This window comes from Dickeya zeae NCPPB 2538 (assembly GCF_000406165.1).
In the GTDB taxonomy this organism is placed as follows: domain Bacteria; phylum Pseudomonadota; class Gammaproteobacteria; order Enterobacterales; family Enterobacteriaceae; genus Dickeya; species Dickeya zeae.
The window spans coordinates 3428453-3448130 of record NZ_CM001977.1 but is presented as its reverse complement, the minus strand read 5'-3'; the positions used below and the strand labels follow the sequence as shown (position 1 = coordinate 3448130).

Here is a 19678-nt window from a genome sequence, read left to right as displayed (position 1 = left end):
TTATCTATACGTTGTGCGATAGCAAACTATTTGGAAACACCCCCACGTGCGTGGGGAAGACTATTAATATTCAGGCGGCAATAACCGAGTGGTAGAAACACCCCCACGTGCGTGGGGAAGACTACGATTCCCGAGTAATGCTCCTCGACCTGTCAGAAACACCCCCACGTGCGTGGGGAAGACACCAATATATTGTGAAAGAGCGATAATTGAAACACTATATCTGTGGGTTACAGGGATTTCAGTGTTTCGATAATCAGTTGTAATCCACTGATATGAGTAATTGGCTTTCTTATCTCGCCTTTGTAACGAATTTCGTAACCCGGCGGTTGTGGAATACTTCGAAACAGCATAAGACCAGACTCTGCTGGTGAATACTGCATCAAGTAATCAACCACGGTTTGTGCCACGGAGTCTTTCACACCTGAGACAAACACATTCGGGCGAGGCTCCACGAACCAAAGTTTCATACGCCCACGAACCGCAGGTGGTAGGTCATTTGCGAGTACGACGAGCATGTTTAACCCCCATCAACTCATTAACATCTGCGGTGATTTGATTAAGCAAATCAATGACAATAACTCGCTTCCTGAATGCGTCAGATACTTTGTGTTTATCATAATGGCCAGCCATTTCTCGTGAGAGAGAAAAGGCCAGATCAATACACAGCGGCTCCTTGTAAAGATCGGCTAAATCGTACACAAACGGTAATGGGCTACCGGAATGAATAAATCCAATATGGGGAGAATATCCCATGGAATGGACAGCCGAACATAATATGCCGTAAAGCGCCGCATTGGTGGCGGTTAACACTTGATTGGTAAGATCACTCAGTTGAAACTTTCCCTGTGTAAACTGGCGTCCTTTCCAGCCTACGCCATACTCTTGCGCTTTTTGCTGATATAACGCCCGAACCCGATTGCCTTCCATTCCCATCATGCTATTTAAGCTTTTGCCCTCCAGTTCAGCATCGGGAAAACGTTTCGCAAACATCGCTCTGGCAACCTTAAGGGAAGACTCTTCGTCACTGGCAAGGGCCATCTGTAATTTCAGATTGCGTGTGTCGGCGGTAGGAAGAAAACCAGCGGCATAAAAAAGCAGGCTATCTTCTCCTACCCAACAGACAGCGCAATTGGCGGCGGTCGCCGTTTTAACGGCTTCATGCGTTACTGTAGTACCAGGGCCGAGTAGTAATGTGTTGATGGTTGCAACGGGAATGGGCACGACATTGGCATCTGAGTCAACCCACTTCACACTGCTGTCATCTATCTCTAAGCGCCCACGCTCCAGATATAAAAAAGGGTATTTATCCTTTACCTGGGGCAGTGATTCACGGGTTACTTTGACAAATAGCCGCTCTCCCTTAGCCATTCATGCTATCTCCACCAGCGTCACTCGCCTGTCCCGATAGCGCTTGTGCTGACCAAACTGCACCGGAACATCATTCAAGGTAATAATATCGCCATCACCTTCACCCTCAATGACGGCATAGCTGGGCAACCGTTGCTTGTTCTCCGCCACTGTTTGGGCCTGTTGCCAGGCAGCGTCTGCATCCGCAAATAAACCCTGATAAATCAGTTCAGTTGGTACACAATTTTTGCGCCCCAGATACAGGTCCCACACCGGATTTTGCAACGTGTCAGACAACAATTTTGCTTGTGTCTGCGGCACCTCCAATACTACCGCGAAGACGGCATCTTGCAGGTAGTAGCGGTAGGTCATTTTTGAACCAGTGCTATTCTGCGGTGGTTTGCCTTCTGAAGTCTTTGGTATAAGAAGTTTTTGCCAAGGATCTTTACTATCGTAGCCACTACCGATCATCTGGAAGTCACACAAGGTGGGCTCTCGTAGATATGGCTGGCCTTTATCATCAGCTCGGGCGTAAGCCCGTACTTCCATACTCATGTTATTCATTTGCGCCAGCCATTCGATTTCAGGGCCGCCAGCCCCTCTGGCGCAACAAAGCAGACCAAGAATGCCTGAGCGAGTTGGGAAGTTCAGAGTGTCACGCACCCCAAACTTTGAGTCGTGCCCCCAGGCTTGCAACGGCCCTTCTAACCACAGGAGCATATATTGGGTAGATTGGCTCATCTCTATCCCTCTTACAGGTGGGACTGTAGATCAGCGATCAGGTGATCAATGCTGTAATCAAGATTCTCGCCCCATTCGTAATCCCCTTGTTTGCCAAACAGTGAACCTGAGAGCTTTTCTTTTTTGTCGAGCCAGGATTTAAGTTCGTCTTTGCTTGGGTGCAGGAAGCCTTCACCTTTACTTTTAACGGGTTGTTCAAAAGAGGCTTGCAGTCGTTGCCCCTTGCGTACCAAAACCCGTGCATAGTCCCAATAGCTACCGCCAGTCATTGAACTTTGTCGAGCGCTGGGTACGGCTTCGTAAAGCGCTTTCACGAAAACGTCAATAGCATATTTAAGCTCATAGCTGTCACCCAAAGTTTGTTTGAGTTGTCCGAGATCTAGACTGATATAACGATAATAAGTAGCAGAGTTGTACTCTAGACTACCCATGTGGGCAGAGCCTGCATCTGTCCGGAGTTTGCATGGGTCGTCATCTACGGCAGTGAAAAATTCGACTTCATTTACTACTTTATGCGTTGATATTGCATGAGCAAAAGAACAAGCGGCTTCCACATTTAGTGAGGTTGCTTGAGCGACCATTCTACCAAAGAGTGCTATGTCTAAAGCATTCATATCTGATTTGTTAATTAATTCTGATACTTGTTTTACTCTTTTCTTTTGATCTTTTTCTTTTAGTGTCAAAATCTCATCAAATCCATTATCAGCAAAAACCTGAGCAATTTTTTTAACTTCATTAGGCGCAAGAAATAATAAGGTATCTGATGAGTTACTTTGTTGCTCTCCAGACTCATCTCCAGTCTCATCATCGTTATCGGTATTTTTATTGTTTTTTTCTTTGTCTCTTTTTGTTTTATAAAAGCACCCTCTAACCAGTCACCACATTTTTTGGCTTGCTCATCTGTTGCGCCGAATTTCTTACATTCGTCACTAACTAGAGCTGAAATTAATTTAGTTCGGGAACCTGTTGTTACACCTAATTCTGCTAATTGAAGGCGAACTTGACGTTTCCAGCATTGTGACGACACGCGAGCACGTGGAACACCGCCGATCATGGCTGATTTTGGGGCACCGACATCATCACGGTTAAGACAGGTCACCGGGAAAGATTGCAGGATATGGAATTCAATGCGGGTATTTTTGAAGTGGTTAGTCATGGAATTGTCCTTGAAAAATAGGCAGTAAAAGTCAGGCAAATGGGTTGTCAATAATCGGCACGATTTGCAACAGGCCGCAGCCAAATGCGCGCCCTTTGCCAATACCATTCTTGAAACTGTTGCGAAATTGCAGCGGGTCGAGCACGGTGAATTGCCCTTGTATATGGGCTTTGCCAAGCGTGACCAGACGGCCAACCTTGTCTTTGAATTGCAGTACCTCAATAGCGTCTACCTGTAGGGTCTGAGGGTCTACCTCGAATCCCCAACTATTGGCGGCTCGTTGTAAAAACCATTCGGCGATATGGCTCCGGCCTTTGACGGCAATGCGTTTACCACTCTGTTTGTCCTTGCGTACGGGATTGACCTGTACTTTGAAGCGATAGCGGGAGTGAGACAAAAATGCATCAGAAATTGGGGTAATGCGCACATTGCCATATTGACCCTCGACGTGTGTTGTCGGTCTTCGGTCGGAAACAATAAGCACTTTGCGGTGCTGAAAATCACCGCCCTGATCGGCATAAACAATACCGCTCTGGATATGGCTGAGTTTTTCGGTTTCTGTGCGTTCATCAGAAAACAGACTGTACACGACCCGGTGCAACGAATAGGCATCGGTCATTTTCAGTGCTTTAACAGCAGCACGATCAAGGTGTAAGGCGCTGGCGAATAGCTCAGTCATGCGAGCGCTCCGTAGTGGTTTCATCCACCTCTTCAGTATGGTGATAGAACGCCTGCGCCCAACGGGCTCGAATTTGTTCCTGTCTGTTACCTGAGTACCCCAGTAGCTGATCCAGCAATTGAGCGAAATCGGGGGTGACACCACGACTTGCCATCAGCGTCAGCAATGGTCGCAAAATGCGACAAGATTCTGTCGTACTGGTGCAGGCCAACAGGCGACGCAGGCGGGCTTTGGCCTGATCAGACTGATTCTTCTCGGCAAAACAGGCAGCAATCGCGGCACCCAAAGGGAGCCTGCCATTGGCGGTGGGTTTGGCTTTTGCCAGTGCGGCACCCACGGTGCAATAGGGCTGGCGCTCCCACTCTTTTTCGAGGTCAACACCAAAGTTTGCCAGTAATTCCCAACTCTGGTACTCGGTTGCCGGGTTATCTGCCCGTTTGAGCCGGGCGGCAAAGCCGTTGTCCTTATTGATACGATCAATCACGTAGCTGACGAATCGCTCGGCTCTGGATACCCTTTCAGGGGCTGGGGTGGTGGTGTCTGTAGGATGCGGAACCATACAGATTCTCTCCTTAATCGGCTTTTAGATATTTGGAAAAATTGGGACGCGACTGGGCCCAGGCGTCCATCTGACGGGCACTATCGTTTGGGCACATCTGGTCAAATACCTGGATAGCGTAAGCGGCAAAGGTTTTGTGAAGTTGAATACGCTGTCGCTTGGCTTCGTCGGTTGAGTCACAGGCGTTGATCAAAACCTGAGCTCGGCGTTCGCAGAGTTGCCAGAAGGTGCTTGTTGCTTTTTCTGCCTGATTCGAAACAAAGGGTTGTGCTTTGCCGGTACCGGACTTGTCGATATCCGATAACTGACGGAAATAACGAACAACGGCTCCCCAAAGCTGTTTCTGGATAGCTTCGAGTTGACTCATTTCATGCTTTAGATATTCCAGAAACACGCTGCCAAGCAGATGGGATGATAGCCATATTTCAGACTGCACGTAGTCGTCAGTACCCGATGCATATTGTTCCCCGGCATTACTGCTGACGCGCAGGCCGCCTGACCAGAGAGCAAATTGTTCAGCACTACGGGATACCCGTTTCAATGTCCGTTTGAGTTGTGGTGTGTCAAAACCACCCACTTTGCCTTGCTCGATAAACTGCAATAGAGAGGTTAATTCTCGCCAGGGGCGCTTGCTTGGGTTTACCCATAAAGCTTTTGGCTTTTTCTGTGCGAAATCCACTGAGGCTGTCGGGTCTGCCTTCCCTTCCAGATACCCCGCATGGGCAATACCATCGGAGTAGTGAATGCCATCATCAGCCAGAAGGCAAAATTTACCCATTGGGATCAGTCGGCCAATCAGCGATGTTTTTAACGCTTGGGCAATGTCATCATCTTCGCCCGTAGGCATTTGTTCCCAGGGTGCAACGCCCAGTGTTGGATACATCACTAATTCAGTAATATCTTCCGTGGTGAATAGGTTTAACCAAACACTATGAACAATAGATTCACCCAGCCAGAAGGAGTGTAATAGCCCCCCAAATGAACTTGTAGCACCTACCGAACAACCAGCTTTGCCACTGGCTGATTTTCCTTTTTCACTTTTTTTACCTTGATAGTTGGCTGTTAATACAACGGTGTTATCTGTTTTCTTACCACCAAGGCCAAGCCCCATCTGAACAACAATCGTAATAGCCTTGTCTACATCATTATCATTTGTAGAATGTTCTTTCTGAGATTGATTTAATATCGTTGTGTTACCGGTACAGATCTCTGGTGACAAGACTCCAAGCGACTTCACCTTAGCCTTACAAATAGCAGGCATCTGCAAAAAAGGTTTTTCGCCATACAGATAAAACCGATCATGCCACTTTTCAAGATAACTCAGGCAGCTCTCCGCCATACCTTGCCAGCCGGTTTGTCGCCAATCGTTGTCATCACTCGGGGTAGACGCCGACTGCGCGATAGCTAAGAGCAATTTCGTGAGCGCAATTTTTTGTACGGGATTACCCCCCAAGGCACGTAATTGCGGATTGCTGAAAATCTCTTTCAGACTGACTTGACCGATAACCGCGACGGGTATCCAGGGTTCATCAATCAAGTTAAAGCGGTTTTCCATCGTTTATTCCTTATTGGAAATGGCCCGCAAGCCAAGGTCTTCTCGGTATTCAAGAATATATTTATCACCAGCCGGGTGCCCGTCCAGCGTCAGTAATTCCCCAACATGGCTGACGATAGCAACACGCAGTAGTGCTTCGTCGTCTTCTGGTCGGCCAAGATAAAACACCTCGTTAAGATGCAGTTTTTCCAGTTCATGTTTAGCGGTTTTAGGCGGACAATAGGCTGGGTTGACTCGCACCAGTTGCTGGTTAAGCGCGACAGCCAGCTTGCGCCACTCCGCTTTGGTCAGGCGATGGCGGCTATGAGGTAGGGTTAATTCAGTGCCATCCAGTAAACGGATAATGGTCGTGCCATCCTGTGAGCGCAGGCTGCGCAGCAGCAGCAGATCGTGAGTGTCTTGATCTCTATAGCGGGTTTCCGCTTTGTGCTCAGGCAAGGTTTTGCCACCTTTAGACAACGTCAGTTTGGCTAGTGCTTGTTGGGCTTGCTCGCCGGTACGGAATCGGCTGCCATTCTTCAGCTCGTGCAACAGACCGGCCCACTGCCCGGTTTCACTCCGTTCGGCATAGGTTTGGTCGATTAAAGGACGAATACCTGATGGTAGCCGAATTGCGTTTATGTCTTTCCAGACTTCAAGGCTGCGGCACAACACATAGGGCGAGTACACCATGGCACTTTTGCCAAAGGCAGAGTGGGGGAGTGTCAGAGCGTGCTCAAGTGCTGGGGCCAATAACCAGCATTCCGGTCTGGCGCTCGCATGGCGTGGCGTGTCTGTATGTCGCCAGAGGCGACCAAGACGCTGTAGCAACATATCTGTGGGGGCAAAGCGGGTGACAAGAAAATCAGCGTCAATGTCGAGCGACTGTTCCAAAACCTGCGTACCCACCAGAATGCGCCCACAGTTTGCACGTTGCTGCCACCCAGCCCGACCATAGAGCGTTACCCAACGATCTTCGTTGATAGTTCGGTGTTGGGGGGTAAAACGCGAATGTAGCAGGCCGGTTTTACATCCGGCTTCTGTCGCACGGCTGGCGATATCAAGATACCGTTGTTGGGCTTCAGCAACGGTATTCTCTATCCATAAGACCTGCTGGCCCTGAGCTGCCCGTCTAAGGGCTTCTTCTAATGCTGGTTCACTCTCATGGCATAATTGAAGTGTCACAGGAGCACTATCTACAGTCGGTACACCCACTTCAAGCGGCGTATTTTTTTCCATGGCGGAGGGTACGGCGGTGATCAGTGGGTAGGCTGTACTGGTTGCTGTTTGCTGTAATAGTGCTGCACGCCGGGACTGACTCAGCGTCGCGCTGAGAATAATCACGGTACAGTCTATCTGACGCAGAAACGCCACGAGTTCGTTAAGAATTGTGCCGGTGTAGAGATCGTAGCTGTGTACCTCATCCAGAATAACGACCTTGCCTGCCAGACCAAAAGCCCGAACAAAACCGTGTTTGACGTTCATGACAGCCATTAACGCCTGATCAATAGTACCAACGGCAAACGGAGCCAATAATCCGCGCTTATTCTGGTTGAACCATGAACCCCCTGGGCTGCCTTCCTCGCCGAGTTCGGTATTCTGAAGCAACCAGGCATTGGAATGGAGCAACAAACCGCGTTTAGGTGTTTGGTCGCTAACGATTTGCTCTAGAAAGGCATTGAAACGCTCGTATATCTTGTTGGAGGTTAACTGCGTCGGCAGAGCAAAATAAATGCCTGTCGCTTTTTCCTGTACCAGCAACTGATAAGCCGCATATAACGCTGCCTCGGTTTTCCCCATCCCCATCTGGGCTTCGAGAATATAGACTCCTGGCCCCGATACCTGTTCAATAAACAAAGACTGAGGTTCACGCAGTTGCATCGAGCGATTGAAGGGATCAAATACCTCAGTAAAAGATAACCCCTTGCGTATGACGGGTGTAATAAAACCCGCATTATTCAAGGCAGCGATGATGTTGGGCTGCCAGTCTTCGTTGGGGTTTTCAAAAAACTCGCCTGAACCAATCCAGTCGGCGACGGATGTTAAGCCTGCAACGATGCGGGCCTGGGCTGCTGAATCAAATGTCGGCCAGTCAGTTTGCAAACATTCTTTCAGCGCAGCTACCAACTTTTTACGTTCGTCAAACCAGTGAGGTCCGCCAAAGATGTCTGCATTGCCGCGTTTATCATCAACCATCGGGTTAAAACCATGGTGTTGACCAAGGATTTCGGCGACATATTTCGGAACACCAATCTCTTCTGCGGTGGCTTGGCTGACACCAGCATGGCCGCCCCACTGTTTCTCAAGCTCAGGATTGACTTCGGCCAACTCTGGTATTGTCTTGTAGTCGATACCACAGGCAGACAAGATTTTCGCCACGAATGTCGGGCTGACCTTACCAATATCATGGCTGCCTGCTGTCATTTCACTCCCAGGCGGGAACAAATGATTTCGCATTGATTCAGGGAAGCGAGATATCAGATAGCGAGCTATTTCCCCGACTATCTGGCAGTGGTTTAGTACGGAACGGCCTTGAACTACAGTTCCATCATTCTGTTTCCACGATTTAGCCGGACAATTCTCGAAGTGAATAGCTGGGGCTGTATTATCAGTTTGCGGAGGTCTTTTTGTCAGGCGTATCACTATAATTATCCTTGTTCAAAGCCGTTTACCCACTGACGTTAAATAGATTCCATAGGGCACAGCCAGATAAAACCTATCTCTGGAGGGAGAGGTTGCGACTAATAAAAATGCCTCACAATACTGTATGAATTTTCAGGTTAACTGGGATTACCCACTCAGTATTTACGCGCCCATCAACTGTTAAAAAGCCATTGTTTTATGTCATCTCTGTTTACCAGCACCAGTTGTTGTGCCTCTGGCTTTCCGTCGAGATATTTGGTGTTGACTTGCATTTCCTTCAGTAGGTAATCAGCAAGCGCTGCACGGGTTTTAATGCGGAGCTGGTTATTTTCCATCTGGTAATCATTAGCCAGAACGTCTTGCTGGGCTGGGCTTAACCGTGGATCGGGCGATAAAACTAACGTGACATAGGTCTGCCAGGCTTCATCCTGAACAATGGAGTGGGGCGATACGCCTTCGATTTCTGCATTATCTCGGAATCGACTCAGAACAAAGTCTCGGAACCCTTGCGATTTCTCACAATACCCACGGACATGGAAGCGACTCCCCGCTTTGACGATGCTGTGTGGACTAAAGATTCGCCCTTCATTTTCCGGGTTAGACAGCGAGACATAGTTCACTTCTACCCGCAATTGTTGACGAATAGCTTTTACTAATGTGGCGATTACCTGGCGAGATATTCTACGCTCAGGTAATTCCAGTCGGGTTGCACAGGCATTGGGTAAGAGATGAGCCAGTACAAAATAGCCGGTTTCCAGCCAGGAAAGAAAATCATCTAACCCACCATGGAAATATTGTGGCTGTTTTCCATCAGCAAAAACGTAACATGCCTTATCCAACTTGATGAGATAATTAGGGTGCAAATCTTGATACTGAACGAAGTCTTTATACGCCTGTTGCCGGGTTATGTTGAACTGGTTTTCAAGGTCTTTATTACGGACTTCCCCCATCCAAAAAGCCAGCATTTCCAGAAATGCCAATCGTTCATGAGGTGGTTTTGGGGTACTACTCATTCGCCCTCCATGGAGTATTGGTGCTTTATACGGAACCATCTGCAACAGAATTGATTATCACTCTAAATATATATTAATAATATTGATGTGAGAATCGTCATGGGTAGCGAATGCTATGTATTTGGAAATGGCAAGCCTGCCTCATTTAATCCAACTCATAACATATTCGGCTACGGGCAATAGTGTGGTTATAGGTAATCATGCCATCGAATAACGGGCTGAATCACTTGACCAAACTTGACTACCTTACGGTTATAAGTCGTTTGACTATCAATGGATTATCTCGATATTCCTCCAGTAGCTTGAGCCTGGAAGGAATGTTGTTAAGTGCACAGGTGCGGCCAGCGTCAGACGTCAGAAAAGTGGCCTGTTAAATAATGACCTGCGGGATTGGTATTTTTTGCCTGTTTTTTAAGTGTACTGCTGGGTGTTCATTATAACGTGCATTAAGATGTTCACTATAACAGGCATTTTCAGGTGTTCTATGGAACGTATCCTCGCAGAGAAATCTATCGACATTATCGAGTTAAGGAAGAACCCAGCGAAGTATTGTATTGATGAACCTGTCGCTGTGCTGTCGAATAATCGTCCGGCTGGCTATATGATCAGGGCTAGGGTGCATACCGCTGCGCGTTTTCGCCCAACGGCTGAACGGTTAAGCGAGATTGCACAGAATGGGCAGACACTGCTGCAAAATGCTTCTGACAAGGATCTGTCCGAGTTCTCTGAATAAGCATAAGGATTTTTCCAGTCAGTACGTATTCATAGATCGTGCTGATGGTCGAAGCATTCAGAATGAAATATAAAATAAGCACCGAGTGACTTCACACTATCCAAATAATGGTGATGAGCGAAGAGTGTGTAAAGCAAAGCGCCATTTCTTCCCCATCCCAAAACGCACAGCCTACGCAGGCATAGCACCTCGCCGAACACATCATCCAGCACAACCACAATCATAGCCTCCACCTAATGTTACCGTTGTGTATCATACAACTGACTTGAAAGCCGATTACTTTCATTTTTCGAGGGTGGTGAGTGATGCCTGTTCTCCGTATCCAGCGGGGCTTACCCCACTGACAGGTGGGTGGTGCGTTTTCGGCTATGGCACAGGCCGCCCATCTCAGGCAGGCTGAACCATGATGGTTAGCAACGTAAAAAGGGTTCCGATGCCTTTACGATCACTTCAGGCGCTGTGTTTAGTGAATTTTTTCATGGCCGATGTCAGAGATGGCCTCGGCCCTTTTTTGGGGATTTTTCTCACCGAGCATCACTGGAAAGCCGATGACATCGGCTGGATCATGACCGTCGGTGGTTTGGCGGGCCTGGTTGCCACCATGCCTTGCGGGCTGGCCGCGGATGCGTCGCGCAACAAACGGGCGGTGCTCGTTGCCTGCTGTGTGCTCATCACCGCCGCGACCTTGTTGCTTTGGTTTTTCCCGAATCGGTATGTTGTGGGGTTCTCTCAGGTGATAACCGGGGTGTCCGCCACCTTTATTGCGCCGTTGTTGACCGGGATTACGCTGGGGTTGACGGGCCCGTCTGGCTTTAACCATCAGATGGGAAGGAACGAGGCGTTTAATCATGGCGGGAACATGAGCGCAGCGATGTTAGCGGGCGCGCTGGTGATTTACTGGGGAACCGATGTCGTCTTTATCCTGATGACCGGTATGGCGATATGCGCCACGATAGCGGTTTTGGCTATCCGACATGGTGATATCGATAACCGTGTGGCCCGTGGGTTAAGCGGCGCTGACGATGCTGCCTCCGCCCCCAGGCTTTCTGTCATTATCACGCACCCGGCGGTGGTGACGACCGGGGCAACACTGATGCTCTTTCACCTCGCCAACGCCGCCTTGCTGCCGATGCTCAGTATGCGGGTGGCCGCGATGCCTGATGGCGAAATGAGTGCGGGCGTGTATGCGGCGGCGACCGTCATTATTTCCCAACTGGTGATGATCCCGGTGGCGTTATTTGCCGCCGCCAGAGCCGGTAAATACGGTTACGCGGCGCTGATTACGCTGGCATTAATCGTGTTGCCGCTGCGTGCCGCGCTGGCATCGGTATCCGCCGGGCCATTTTTTATGATACCGGTTCAGGTATTAGATGGTGTGGCGGCGGGGCTTCTGGGGGTGGCGGTTCCCGGTTATATCGTCAGGTTGCTGGAAGGCAGCGGGCATACCAATGCCGGGCTGAGCGTTGTCATGTTACTGCAAGGCATCGGGGCGTCATTCAGCCCCGCGCTTGCAGGGAATATTGCCGCGACCTACTCCTACCGCACGGCGTTTGCGGTACTTGGCGGCATCGCCTTACTGGCACTGCTCCTCTGGTGGCTTCGGCATCTGCTGGCCTGGGACCGACAACGGCAGTACGATTAACGCCGCTGCGCTGGCTACTCATACCTTTCATACCTTGCGGATTCCCAGGCGTGTATCGCGTGTTTTCGGGTTTCTCCCCAGTGGTAGCCGCCGATTTTTCCACTTTGTTGGATGACGCGGTGGCAGGGGATCAAGAAGGCGACCGGATTGGCGCCGACTGCCAGTCCCACCGCTCTTGCCGCGTTGTGATGGCCGATGGCATCGGCCACCTGAGAATAGCTGACGACAGTGGCCGGGGGGATCTGTAACAGCGCTTTCCAGACGCTAATCTGAAAGTTGGTGCCGGTCACATGCAATGAAATCGGGCGATCCGGTGGCGTTTTCATGGCAAACAGTGTGTCTATCACCGTTTGTGTCCGTTGCGGATTTTCATGCATCACGGCATGTGGCCAGGTGTGATGCAATGCTGCCAGTGGTTCTCCGGCATCCTTGCTGTCCAGAAAGGAAAGGCTGCAAATGCCTCGGGGTGTCACGGCAATAAAGGCGTTACCGAACGGCGTAGGGTGAACGGCGTGTTCGATGATAAGGCCCGCACCTTGTTGTTTGTATTCCCCCGGCGTTACCGCTTCGAGATGAACGAAATGGTCGTACAACCGCGAGCTACTGCTTAACCCCACGGCGTCGGCCACATCAAGTAGCGGTCTTGACTCGCGCAGTAGCGCTTTGGCCCGTTCGAGGGTCAGCACCTGTAAGAAGCGCTTCGGCGTAACGCCAGCCCACCGGCTAAACAGCCGCTGAAAGTGGAAAGGGCTCAGGTGAACGTGCGCGGCAATCTCATCGAGAGTGGGCTGGCTGTTCACACTGTTGGCGATGAACGTGATGGCATCAGCGATGCGCGCATAGTCTGAATGTTCATCGTTTGAATGTGCCGCGTCTGAGTGTGTGTAGTCTGGCATCGTCATCTTCCATCCCTTTCGTGGTCGTTATTCAGGTACGGCAGATGGAGGCGCCGCCGTCAGCCAGAAGAGCAATGCCGGTGGTGAAACTGGCGGCATCAGACGCAAGATAAAGGGCTGATGCGGCAATCTCTTCCGGCTGCGCCAGACGTTTTAGGGCATGAAGGCCCTGAACAAACGCCAGTGACTCCGGGTCACGGGTGAAGGCCTGTCCCATCGGTGTGTCCGTCCCGCCCGGTAGCAGTGCGTTTACCCGAATCCCCTGAGCGCCAAACTCCGCTGCAAGCACCCGTGTCAGGCCGATTAACCCAGACTTGCTCGCGGCATAAGCCGCCATCCCCGGCAAACCGAGGGTATAGCCTACGAAGGTTGACGTAAAAATGACCGACCCGCCACCCCGGCGGAGCATGGCCGGAATTTGGTGTTTAGCGCCAACAAAGGCGCTCGTCAAATTCGTGTGCAAGGTGTTTTCCCACTCGGCAAGACTCATGCCCAGTAGGCTGCCGGTTTCTCCAGTGGTTCCGGCATTGTTAACGGCGATATCCAGCCCGCCATAGCAATCCATCGCCAGCTCAACCAGCGCTTTTGCAAAAGCCTCGCTTTTGACATCACCGGCTAAGGCTACCGCGTGACCGCCAGCACAAGTTATCTCCTCAACCAGCGTGTTGAGCGCTTGCTGACGTCGGGCGCCCACGATAACGCGAGCGCCTTCCTGAGCAAACCGTTTGGCTGTTGCATACCCGATGCCAGAACTGGCACCGGTGATAATGGCTATTTTGTCAGACAAGTCAGGCATGATGAAAACCTCCGGTGTGTCATGTTCACGTTGATGATGTGTGGCGGGTGTAGGCGAAGTATGGGGAGTGCAGCGCTTCCCGGCGACCCGGATCTTGCTGTCTTTACATCAGACCGAATTTGGGGATGTCTTAACGTCGACATGGTCGGATTTCGTGCGTTTGTTGATGCAGGATAATTCTGTCAGAGAAGGTGTGCACTTATCATAGGCGCGCAAATTCATCGGCGTGGTGAGGCGGCAGGTACTGCAATGAATGTGCGGTGACGTCAGTTCCCGAATGCTGTTGTCGATGCTTTTTTTGCGAAAATGAAAGAGTCGGGATTATAAGGTTTTGGTGGTTATTTTCTGAGATGGTGGGTATGACGCGTTTATTTTGCTTGAAGTTCCTTTTTTATCATGATGTTAGCTAATATTTTTCTGCGGTTTGACAACGATTCGGTTTATTCAACAATGCCCTTCAGGCCCTGATACTACCGTGCTGAATCAAAACAAGGTCGTGCAAGTGCGAATGATAATGGTGCCTCTTCCTTCGCGTTTTAGCGTTCATTTCTGTGTGATATCAGTCTTGCCCGCTCAACCGTCTACACACTGTACATACCGTTACACAGCAACACTCATCATCGAAGATTAGCCTGGTATATAGTGTCGTAAAAAAACAGTAATCGACGTCGTGTGAAGATAAAAAATTAACAAATTTCAAACAAATTGAAGTCATATAGTTTTACTTTTATGAAGAAACTTAAAAATACTATCTGCCTACATCTCCTGATGGCGACGCTCGCCATTCTGGTTCTTAGCGTTCCCCCGTTGGTGACGAGCTTCGATCCGCCGCTTAATTTCCAGCCATTGATTACAAGCCTGGACGGTACGCCTAAAGAACTCAAAGAGAAAATGGCGACTATTTCTCATGCATTACAAGGGAATGCGATTTTCTTTATCGGCGCGTCGGAAGTCTCTACATCCGACGATGAGCATTACGCCGTCTATAATTATTTCAATAATCAGTTGCGCCGACCGGTAGTCGCCTATGGCGATGCGTATATCGATAATGTTGCGCACTTTTTACTGCTCTCGCGTTTTAAAAATGACCTGAATGCGAACAGTAAGGTCGTGTTGCAATTAGCACCCGATAGTTTTTACGGTGATGGGGTTCCGGGGGCTGTGTTTGCCGATAATTTCCCGCCCTCGATGTTTAATCCTCTGATGGACGATCCTGAACCGCGCCGCTTTTTGGTGAGTTATTTACAGAATCTCAACATCGACGAGGTCAGCCATTTAACCTTCGAGCAAATGCGTATTTATGGCTGGCACCCGCAAATTATTTGGCAGGAGGTGAGCTATCAGTTTGCCATTTTCTGCGAAATGATAAAAAAAGACTGGCTGGCAAGACTGGGTATTGAGCCTCAACCGGTACGACCGTGGCCTGTTAAGCCCTCGCCTGACATTGTACCCAACTGGGATAATGAATTGGCTAACGCCCATGAACTGAATAAATCTCGCCAGCAAAGTGCGGCGACATTCTGGATGGATAAATCTGTCTATGATGACGATCCGACACAGGATGTATGGGACGACGCGCCGCTATTTCCCGCACAAATGGATGCGTTCCAGGCAACCATTAAGCTGCTCAAAGAGCGCCACGTTCAGGTGGTGGTGATTGTGGATGCGATTAATCCGTGGGCGATTAAAAATTCCGAGAAATTCCAGTCCATTGATAAACAAATCAGGTCGATGCTGGATGAGAATCAGGTTCCGTATCTGGATATGTACGCCATGCCTTATCAGAACGGCTGGAACTGGGACCGCCTGCATCCAACAGAGCCAGCATGGGTGGTGATGGACCGTTTTATTGCTGAGAGTTTTAAATGATGAAATACGCGATTCGCCTTTTTTTTATTTATCTCTTGCTGGCGGTGACCGTCATTGCGTGGACCTCTGTTGATGACAGCATGAGTTTACAAGTGCATTTTGAATATCAAAAGTTCTGAAGGATGAATGATGTATAGCTCCGGAACATTTTTTTTCTGCCTGTTTGGATTAGCACTGTTGTTTGTGCTGATTAATCGGCTATGGCATTACCGGCTGACCTATTTATCCGCCATTTCCGCGCTGGTGTTGTTAGGCTGGGGATATATTTTCCAGGGTGATTATATTGTCCCTGTGGCAGTTTTCCTGAGCTTTTATATTATTGTCACGTTGAAAGAAAAAGGCTGGTTAAAAACCTGGCAGGCGGTAACGTTGACGCTGCTGCCGTTGTTTTTGGTGAAATTACACCTGAACAACCACTGGGGGATGATCGGCTTGTCGTTTATGACATTTCGCGCCGTTGACGTATTACTGTATCGCACTAAAAAAGACGGCCAGAATTTCCTGCATTATTTCGGCTATCTCTTTATGCCGCTGGTTATTTCTGCCGGGCCGATGTATCGCTGGCGCACCTGGGTAACGGATATAAATAAGCCGTCCTTCGTTATCACTCGCGAACAGTTTTTACCTGCCATGGAGCAGATTTTCATCGGTATTATCCAGAAATTCCTGTTCGCTACGCTGATTGATAGCCTGGTCATTCAGTCGTGGAGTCATCGCCCGTTTACCTTAAGCGTCGGTGTTGTGATGTCGGTGGCTTACAGCGCGTACCTTTACTTTGATTTTGCCGGTTACAGCAATATGGCGATTGGGGCGGGGCGCTTATTTGGCCTTAACATCCCGGCGAACTTCAATATGCCGATCCTGGCTAAAAATCCGCAAGATTTCTGGCGCCGCTTCCACATTAGTTTGTCCGAATGGCTAAGGGATGTGGTTTTTATGCCGATTTATATGAATCTGATGAAGATCGATTTTTTCCGACAGAATAAAACGCTGGCACAAAATATTGGTATTTTTTGCACCCTGTTTTGTATGGGGGCATGGAACGGGCTTGAACGACACTATATTATCAGCGGCGCGCTGTTTGGCGCCATTTCTGTTGCACACAACATGTTGCAGTGGTCAGCCAAACGTAGTCCAACGCTCAGCAACTGGTTACAACGTCCAGTCATTGCGTTCCTGGGGCGAATTCTGACGCTGGCAAGCGCCGCTGTCTCTCTTTACATCTTTAGCGGAATGTCACCTCTATGAACTATCACTCCGAGCTTAAGGAACTGCAAGATTTCTTGCATGCGGTACTACTCAAGCCCGCGAACCCACACCAGTTGGCGATTAGCGGTAGCGATGAGGCAATGACCTGGCAACAGCTCTCGGTCGCCGTTAGCGATTGGCAGCAGCGTTATCAGGATTGCCAGCAGCCTGCTGGTACACCGGTCGTGTTATACGGGCACCAACAGGCAGAATTTGCCGTGGCAATTTATAGTTGCCTGCTGCATAACATTCCCTACGTGCCGGTGGATTGCATCTACCCGCAGGAACGTCTGCGTGAAATCTGTCAGCAGGCGAAAGCCCCTTACTATTACGATGTAGCCACGAAGCAGTTCATCGCCACCGGCGAGGAAGGGCAGGTGCTGGCCGAGCCGGACCTCGCCTACATCATGTTCACGTCAGGCAGCACCGGCAAACCGAAAGGTGTGCAGATTGGGCGTGAGAGCCTGTGGCACTTCATGCAATGGGTGCGTCAGGACTTTTCCCTGCCTGATGTGCCGGTATTGATGAACCATGCGGTATTCAGCTTTGATCTCTCGTTGATTCCGTTGCTGGCGAACCTGGTGACCGGCGGGCACATCGTCTTGAATGCGAAAGAGGATATCGCGGCGGAAAACTGGCTGGAGCGACTGAAAAACAACGGGGTGTCCGTGTGGGTTTCCACGCCGTCTTTTGCCTATCAACGCTTGCTCTCCCCACAGTTCAACGGCGACTATTTGCCTGAACTGAGCGTCTTTGTGTTTATTGGCGAAGTGTTGAATAAAGCGCTGGTAAAACAGCTACGCCGTCGTTTCCCGCATGCCAAAATTCTCAACTCCTATGGCCCCACCGAAGCGACCATCGCTACCACGGTTATCGAAATTACCGATGAGATCCTGTGCAGTGAAAACGATGTCCTGCCGGTTGGGGCGATGATGCCGGATTCCCACATGGAAATTACCGCCGAAGGTGAGCTGATTATCTGGGGTAAAAACGTGATGCGTGGCTACCTTGGCTTACCGCAGGAGAACGCGGCGAAATTGTTACATCGGGAGAGCGAGCAGTTCCGCGGCTATCGCACCGGCGATCTGGGCTACGAAGAAAACGGTATCCTGTATTGCCAGGGCCGCAACGACAGCCAGATCAAGCTGAACGGCTACCGTATCGAAATCAACGAGATTGAAAATCGCCTGCTGGCGATGCCTGATATTAGTGAAGCGGTGGTGCTGCCGCTAATGAAGTCGGGCGGTGGTGTGTTGCGTATTGCTGCGTTCTGCGTCACGAAACTGGCACCTGATGCGATCAAAACCTCGCTTTCGAAGGTGATTCCACCCTATATGGTGCCTTCTCAGATTATTATTAAAGATGCGTTGCCGCTGAATCCTAACGGCAAAATAGATCGTAAACTGCTGGATACTCATGCCCGCACTAATTGATTACACCAGGAAATGATGATGGAACAAGAGATACTAGCCCTGTTTGAAAAGGTCTTATCCCGCAAAGTGGGGTTTAATGATGAACTGATTGAGTCTGATATCCTCGACTCGATTCTGGCCGTCGATTTGGTGCTGGAAGTGCAGGACGTTTACGGCTGCATGATCCCGCCAACCGAAGTCGCCACCGTTCTGAAGACCCCGGCTGATTTGGCTCGTTACATTGAAGAGCATCGCGGTTAAGAAGTTCATCGCGGTTAAGCCTGGATAAACGGCGAATACTCGTTTCGTTTCAAGACCCGGATGCTGTCATCCGGGGTCTTTTTTTTCAGCCTCTGGCATCGCTGTTTTATCGTTTCTTACCATCGCCCACTTGCGATATTGCACGGGCGTCATCCCCATCTGTTGCGAAAATGCGCGTCTGAATGCCGTGTCTTCACTGTAACCACAGGCCTGAGCCACCCGCTTGATGTTGGCTGCCGGGTTTTCGAGCAGCAGGCAGGCCATCTCGATCCGCACGCGCGTAATAAAGTTTTTAGGGCTTTCGTTGGTCAGCTCCTTAATCTTCCGGTGTAGCGTCCGGTCGCTGAAATTCAGCGCTCGCGCCAGTTCTTCTGCTGTCATGGCCGGGTTTTCGTATCGAACCAGATGTTCAGCACGCAGCAATAACGGGTCGACCGTATTCATAAATCCCTGTGGTGCATAAATACGCTGTGACAGCGGCTGACTATCGGCAACGGCAATGTCTGCTGCCATCCTGGCGATGTCAGGACCTGCCTGATGCCGAATAATATGCAGGGCAAGTTCAACCCAGGATAAGGGGCCACCGGTTGTAATGATGCCATCCTGCTCTTCCAGTGCCTTGCCCCATACCGGTTTTGCCTTCGGGTATTTTTGCTTGAAGGTGTGATAGAGCCACCAGGTGGTGCTGCAAAAGCGCCCATCCAGCAGTCCTGCTTCACCTAAAATAAAGCTGCCTGCACAAGCACCACCTATCAGGGAACCGTGCAGGTATTGCTGTTTTAGCCAGGCCGCTGATTCTCCAACGGATGTCGCGGCCAGTGGCAGTTTATCCGGGCCGAGCATCATGCCTGTGGCCAGCACAATGTCTGATTGACCGACCGCCTCAAACGAACTGTCGACATAGATGAGTCGGCCCTGAGCATCGCGCACCGGGTTGCCATCGGCACTGACAATCGCGGTTTCAAACGTCACGCCAGGGGGGCTGGCGGCGGCATTTCCTTGCGGGCGCGAGATCAGCGCCTGATTGACCATCCAGAACATATCGGCCAGCCCGGCGATGGCCGACGACATACTGCCCGGTAACGCCAGAATCGAGATACGCATGGTGATGTTTTCCTGTCGGAGAAGATTGGCGAATTTTGCATG

18 protein-coding genes and 1 pseudogene are annotated in these 19678 nt (G+C 50.0%); 6 read left to right on the top strand and 13 right to left on the bottom strand.

Translation table 11 applies throughout. The annotated features are described in order from the left end of the window. Positions 1–230: 230 nt before the first annotated feature. The 10 genes and pseudogenes from cas2e to DZE2538_RS15115 form a co-directional block, all read right to left on the bottom strand. Positions 231–470, bottom strand: a complete 240-nt coding sequence (gene cas2e / locus DZE2538_RS15155; protein ID WP_033577594.1) for a type I-E CRISPR-associated endoribonuclease Cas2e — start codon at positions 468–470, stop codon at positions 231–233. Between the two features lie 25 nt (positions 471–495). Continuing rightward, positions 496–1371 (bottom strand): type I-E CRISPR-associated endonuclease Cas1e, encoded by an 876-nt coding sequence (gene cas1e / locus DZE2538_RS15150; protein ID WP_038916703.1) that lies wholly within the window; start codon positions 1369–1371, stop codon positions 496–498. Further along, on the bottom strand, positions 1372–2091 hold the full coding sequence (gene cas5e, locus DZE2538_RS15145) for a type I-E CRISPR-associated protein Cas5/CasD (protein WP_038916702.1): 720 nt from the start codon (positions 2089–2091) through the stop codon (positions 1372–1374). Positions 2092–2102: 11 nt separating this feature from the next. After that, positions 2103–2966: a type I-E CRISPR-associated protein Cas7/Cse4/CasC gene (cas7e, locus tag DZE2538_RS15140; RefSeq protein ID WP_269077924.1), complete on the bottom strand. Its 864-nt coding sequence runs from the start codon at positions 2964–2966 to the stop codon at positions 2103–2105. A gap of 53 nt (positions 2967–3019) precedes the next feature. Then, a pseudogene (locus DZE2538_RS21375) lies at positions 3020–3247 on the bottom strand (type I-E CRISPR-associated protein Cas7/Cse4/CasC); the annotation flags it as partial. Between the two features lie 31 nt (positions 3248–3278). After that, the gene (cas6e, locus tag DZE2538_RS15135; RefSeq protein ID WP_038916701.1) at positions 3279–3926 is read right to left on the bottom strand and encodes a type I-E CRISPR-associated protein Cas6/Cse3/CasE; all 648 of its coding nucleotides are present in this window, start codon (positions 3924–3926) and stop codon (positions 3279–3281) included. Next, positions 3919–4485: a type I-E CRISPR-associated protein Cse2/CasB gene (casB, locus tag DZE2538_RS15130; protein WP_038916700.1), complete on the bottom strand. Its 567-nt coding sequence runs from the start codon at positions 4483–4485 to the stop codon at positions 3919–3921. The genes cas6e and casB overlap by 8 nt, the downstream gene beginning before the upstream one ends. Before the next feature lie 13 nt (positions 4486–4498). Next, a complete protein-coding gene (gene casA / locus DZE2538_RS15125; protein WP_038916699.1) occupies positions 4499–6040 on the bottom strand; it encodes a type I-E CRISPR-associated protein Cse1/CasA in 1542 nt (513 codons plus the stop codon). A gap of 3 nt (positions 6041–6043) precedes the next feature. After that, positions 6044–8662, bottom strand: a complete 2619-nt coding sequence (cas3, locus tag DZE2538_RS15120) for a CRISPR-associated helicase Cas3' (RefSeq protein ID WP_050568703.1) — start codon at positions 8660–8662, stop codon at positions 6044–6046. Positions 8663–8835: 173 nt separating this feature from the next. Beyond that, entirely contained in the window at positions 8836–9675 is an 840-nt protein-coding gene (locus DZE2538_RS15115; protein ID WP_080638991.1) for a WYL domain-containing protein, read from the bottom strand. 484 nt (positions 9676–10159) lie between these two features. On the opposite strand from DZE2538_RS15115, the gene DZE2538_RS15110 reads away from it, so the two are divergent. Both DZE2538_RS15110 and DZE2538_RS15105 read left to right on the top strand, forming a co-directional pair. Further along, positions 10160–10408, top strand: a complete 249-nt coding sequence (locus DZE2538_RS15110; RefSeq protein WP_038916697.1) for a type II toxin-antitoxin system Phd/YefM family antitoxin — start codon at positions 10160–10162, stop codon at positions 10406–10408. Positions 10409–10841: 433 nt separating this feature from the next. Continuing rightward, on the top strand, positions 10842–12050 hold the full coding sequence (locus DZE2538_RS15105; protein ID WP_038916696.1) for an MFS transporter: 1209 nt from the start codon (positions 10842–10844) through the stop codon (positions 12048–12050). Positions 12051–12064: 14 nt separating this feature from the next. On the opposite strand, the gene DZE2538_RS15100 is transcribed toward DZE2538_RS15105, so the two are convergent. Both DZE2538_RS15100 and DZE2538_RS15095 read right to left on the bottom strand, forming a co-directional pair. Beyond that, positions 12065–12946: a bifunctional transcriptional activator/DNA repair enzyme AdaA gene (locus DZE2538_RS15100; protein ID WP_050568702.1), complete on the bottom strand. Its 882-nt coding sequence runs from the start codon at positions 12944–12946 to the stop codon at positions 12065–12067. Between the two features lie 31 nt (positions 12947–12977). Continuing rightward, entirely contained in the window at positions 12978–13742 is a 765-nt protein-coding gene (locus tag DZE2538_RS15095) for an SDR family oxidoreductase (protein ID WP_038916695.1), read from the bottom strand. Positions 13743–14471: 729 nt separating this feature from the next. Between DZE2538_RS15095 and DZE2538_RS15090 the strand changes: the two genes are divergently transcribed. The 4 genes from DZE2538_RS15090 (at position 14472) to DZE2538_RS15075 (ending at position 18532) form a co-directional block, all read left to right on the top strand. Further along, positions 14472–15611, top strand: coding sequence for a D-alanyl-lipoteichoic acid biosynthesis protein DltD (locus tag DZE2538_RS15090; RefSeq protein WP_019845262.1), 1140 nt, complete (start codon positions 14472–14474; stop codon positions 15609–15611). A gap of 129 nt (positions 15612–15740) precedes the next feature. After that, the gene (locus tag DZE2538_RS15085) at positions 15741–16859 is read left to right on the top strand and encodes a membrane-bound O-acyltransferase family protein (RefSeq protein ID WP_038916694.1); all 1119 of its coding nucleotides are present in this window, start codon (positions 15741–15743) and stop codon (positions 16857–16859) included. Then, a complete protein-coding gene (locus DZE2538_RS15080; protein WP_038916693.1) occupies positions 16856–18292 on the top strand; it encodes an AMP-binding protein in 1437 nt (478 codons plus the stop codon). The genes DZE2538_RS15085 and DZE2538_RS15080 overlap by 4 nt, the downstream gene beginning before the upstream one ends. An 18-nt stretch (positions 18293–18310) precedes the next feature. Beyond that, the gene (locus DZE2538_RS15075) at positions 18311–18532 is read left to right on the top strand and encodes an acyl carrier protein (protein ID WP_012885859.1); all 222 of its coding nucleotides are present in this window, start codon (positions 18311–18313) and stop codon (positions 18530–18532) included. 66 nt (positions 18533–18598) lie between these two features. On the opposite strand, the gene DZE2538_RS15070 is transcribed toward DZE2538_RS15075, so the two are convergent. Further along, positions 18599–19636 (bottom strand): GlxA family transcriptional regulator, encoded by a 1038-nt coding sequence (locus DZE2538_RS15070; RefSeq protein WP_012885858.1) that lies wholly within the window; start codon positions 19634–19636, stop codon positions 18599–18601. Between the last annotated feature and the right edge of the window lie 42 nt (positions 19637–19678).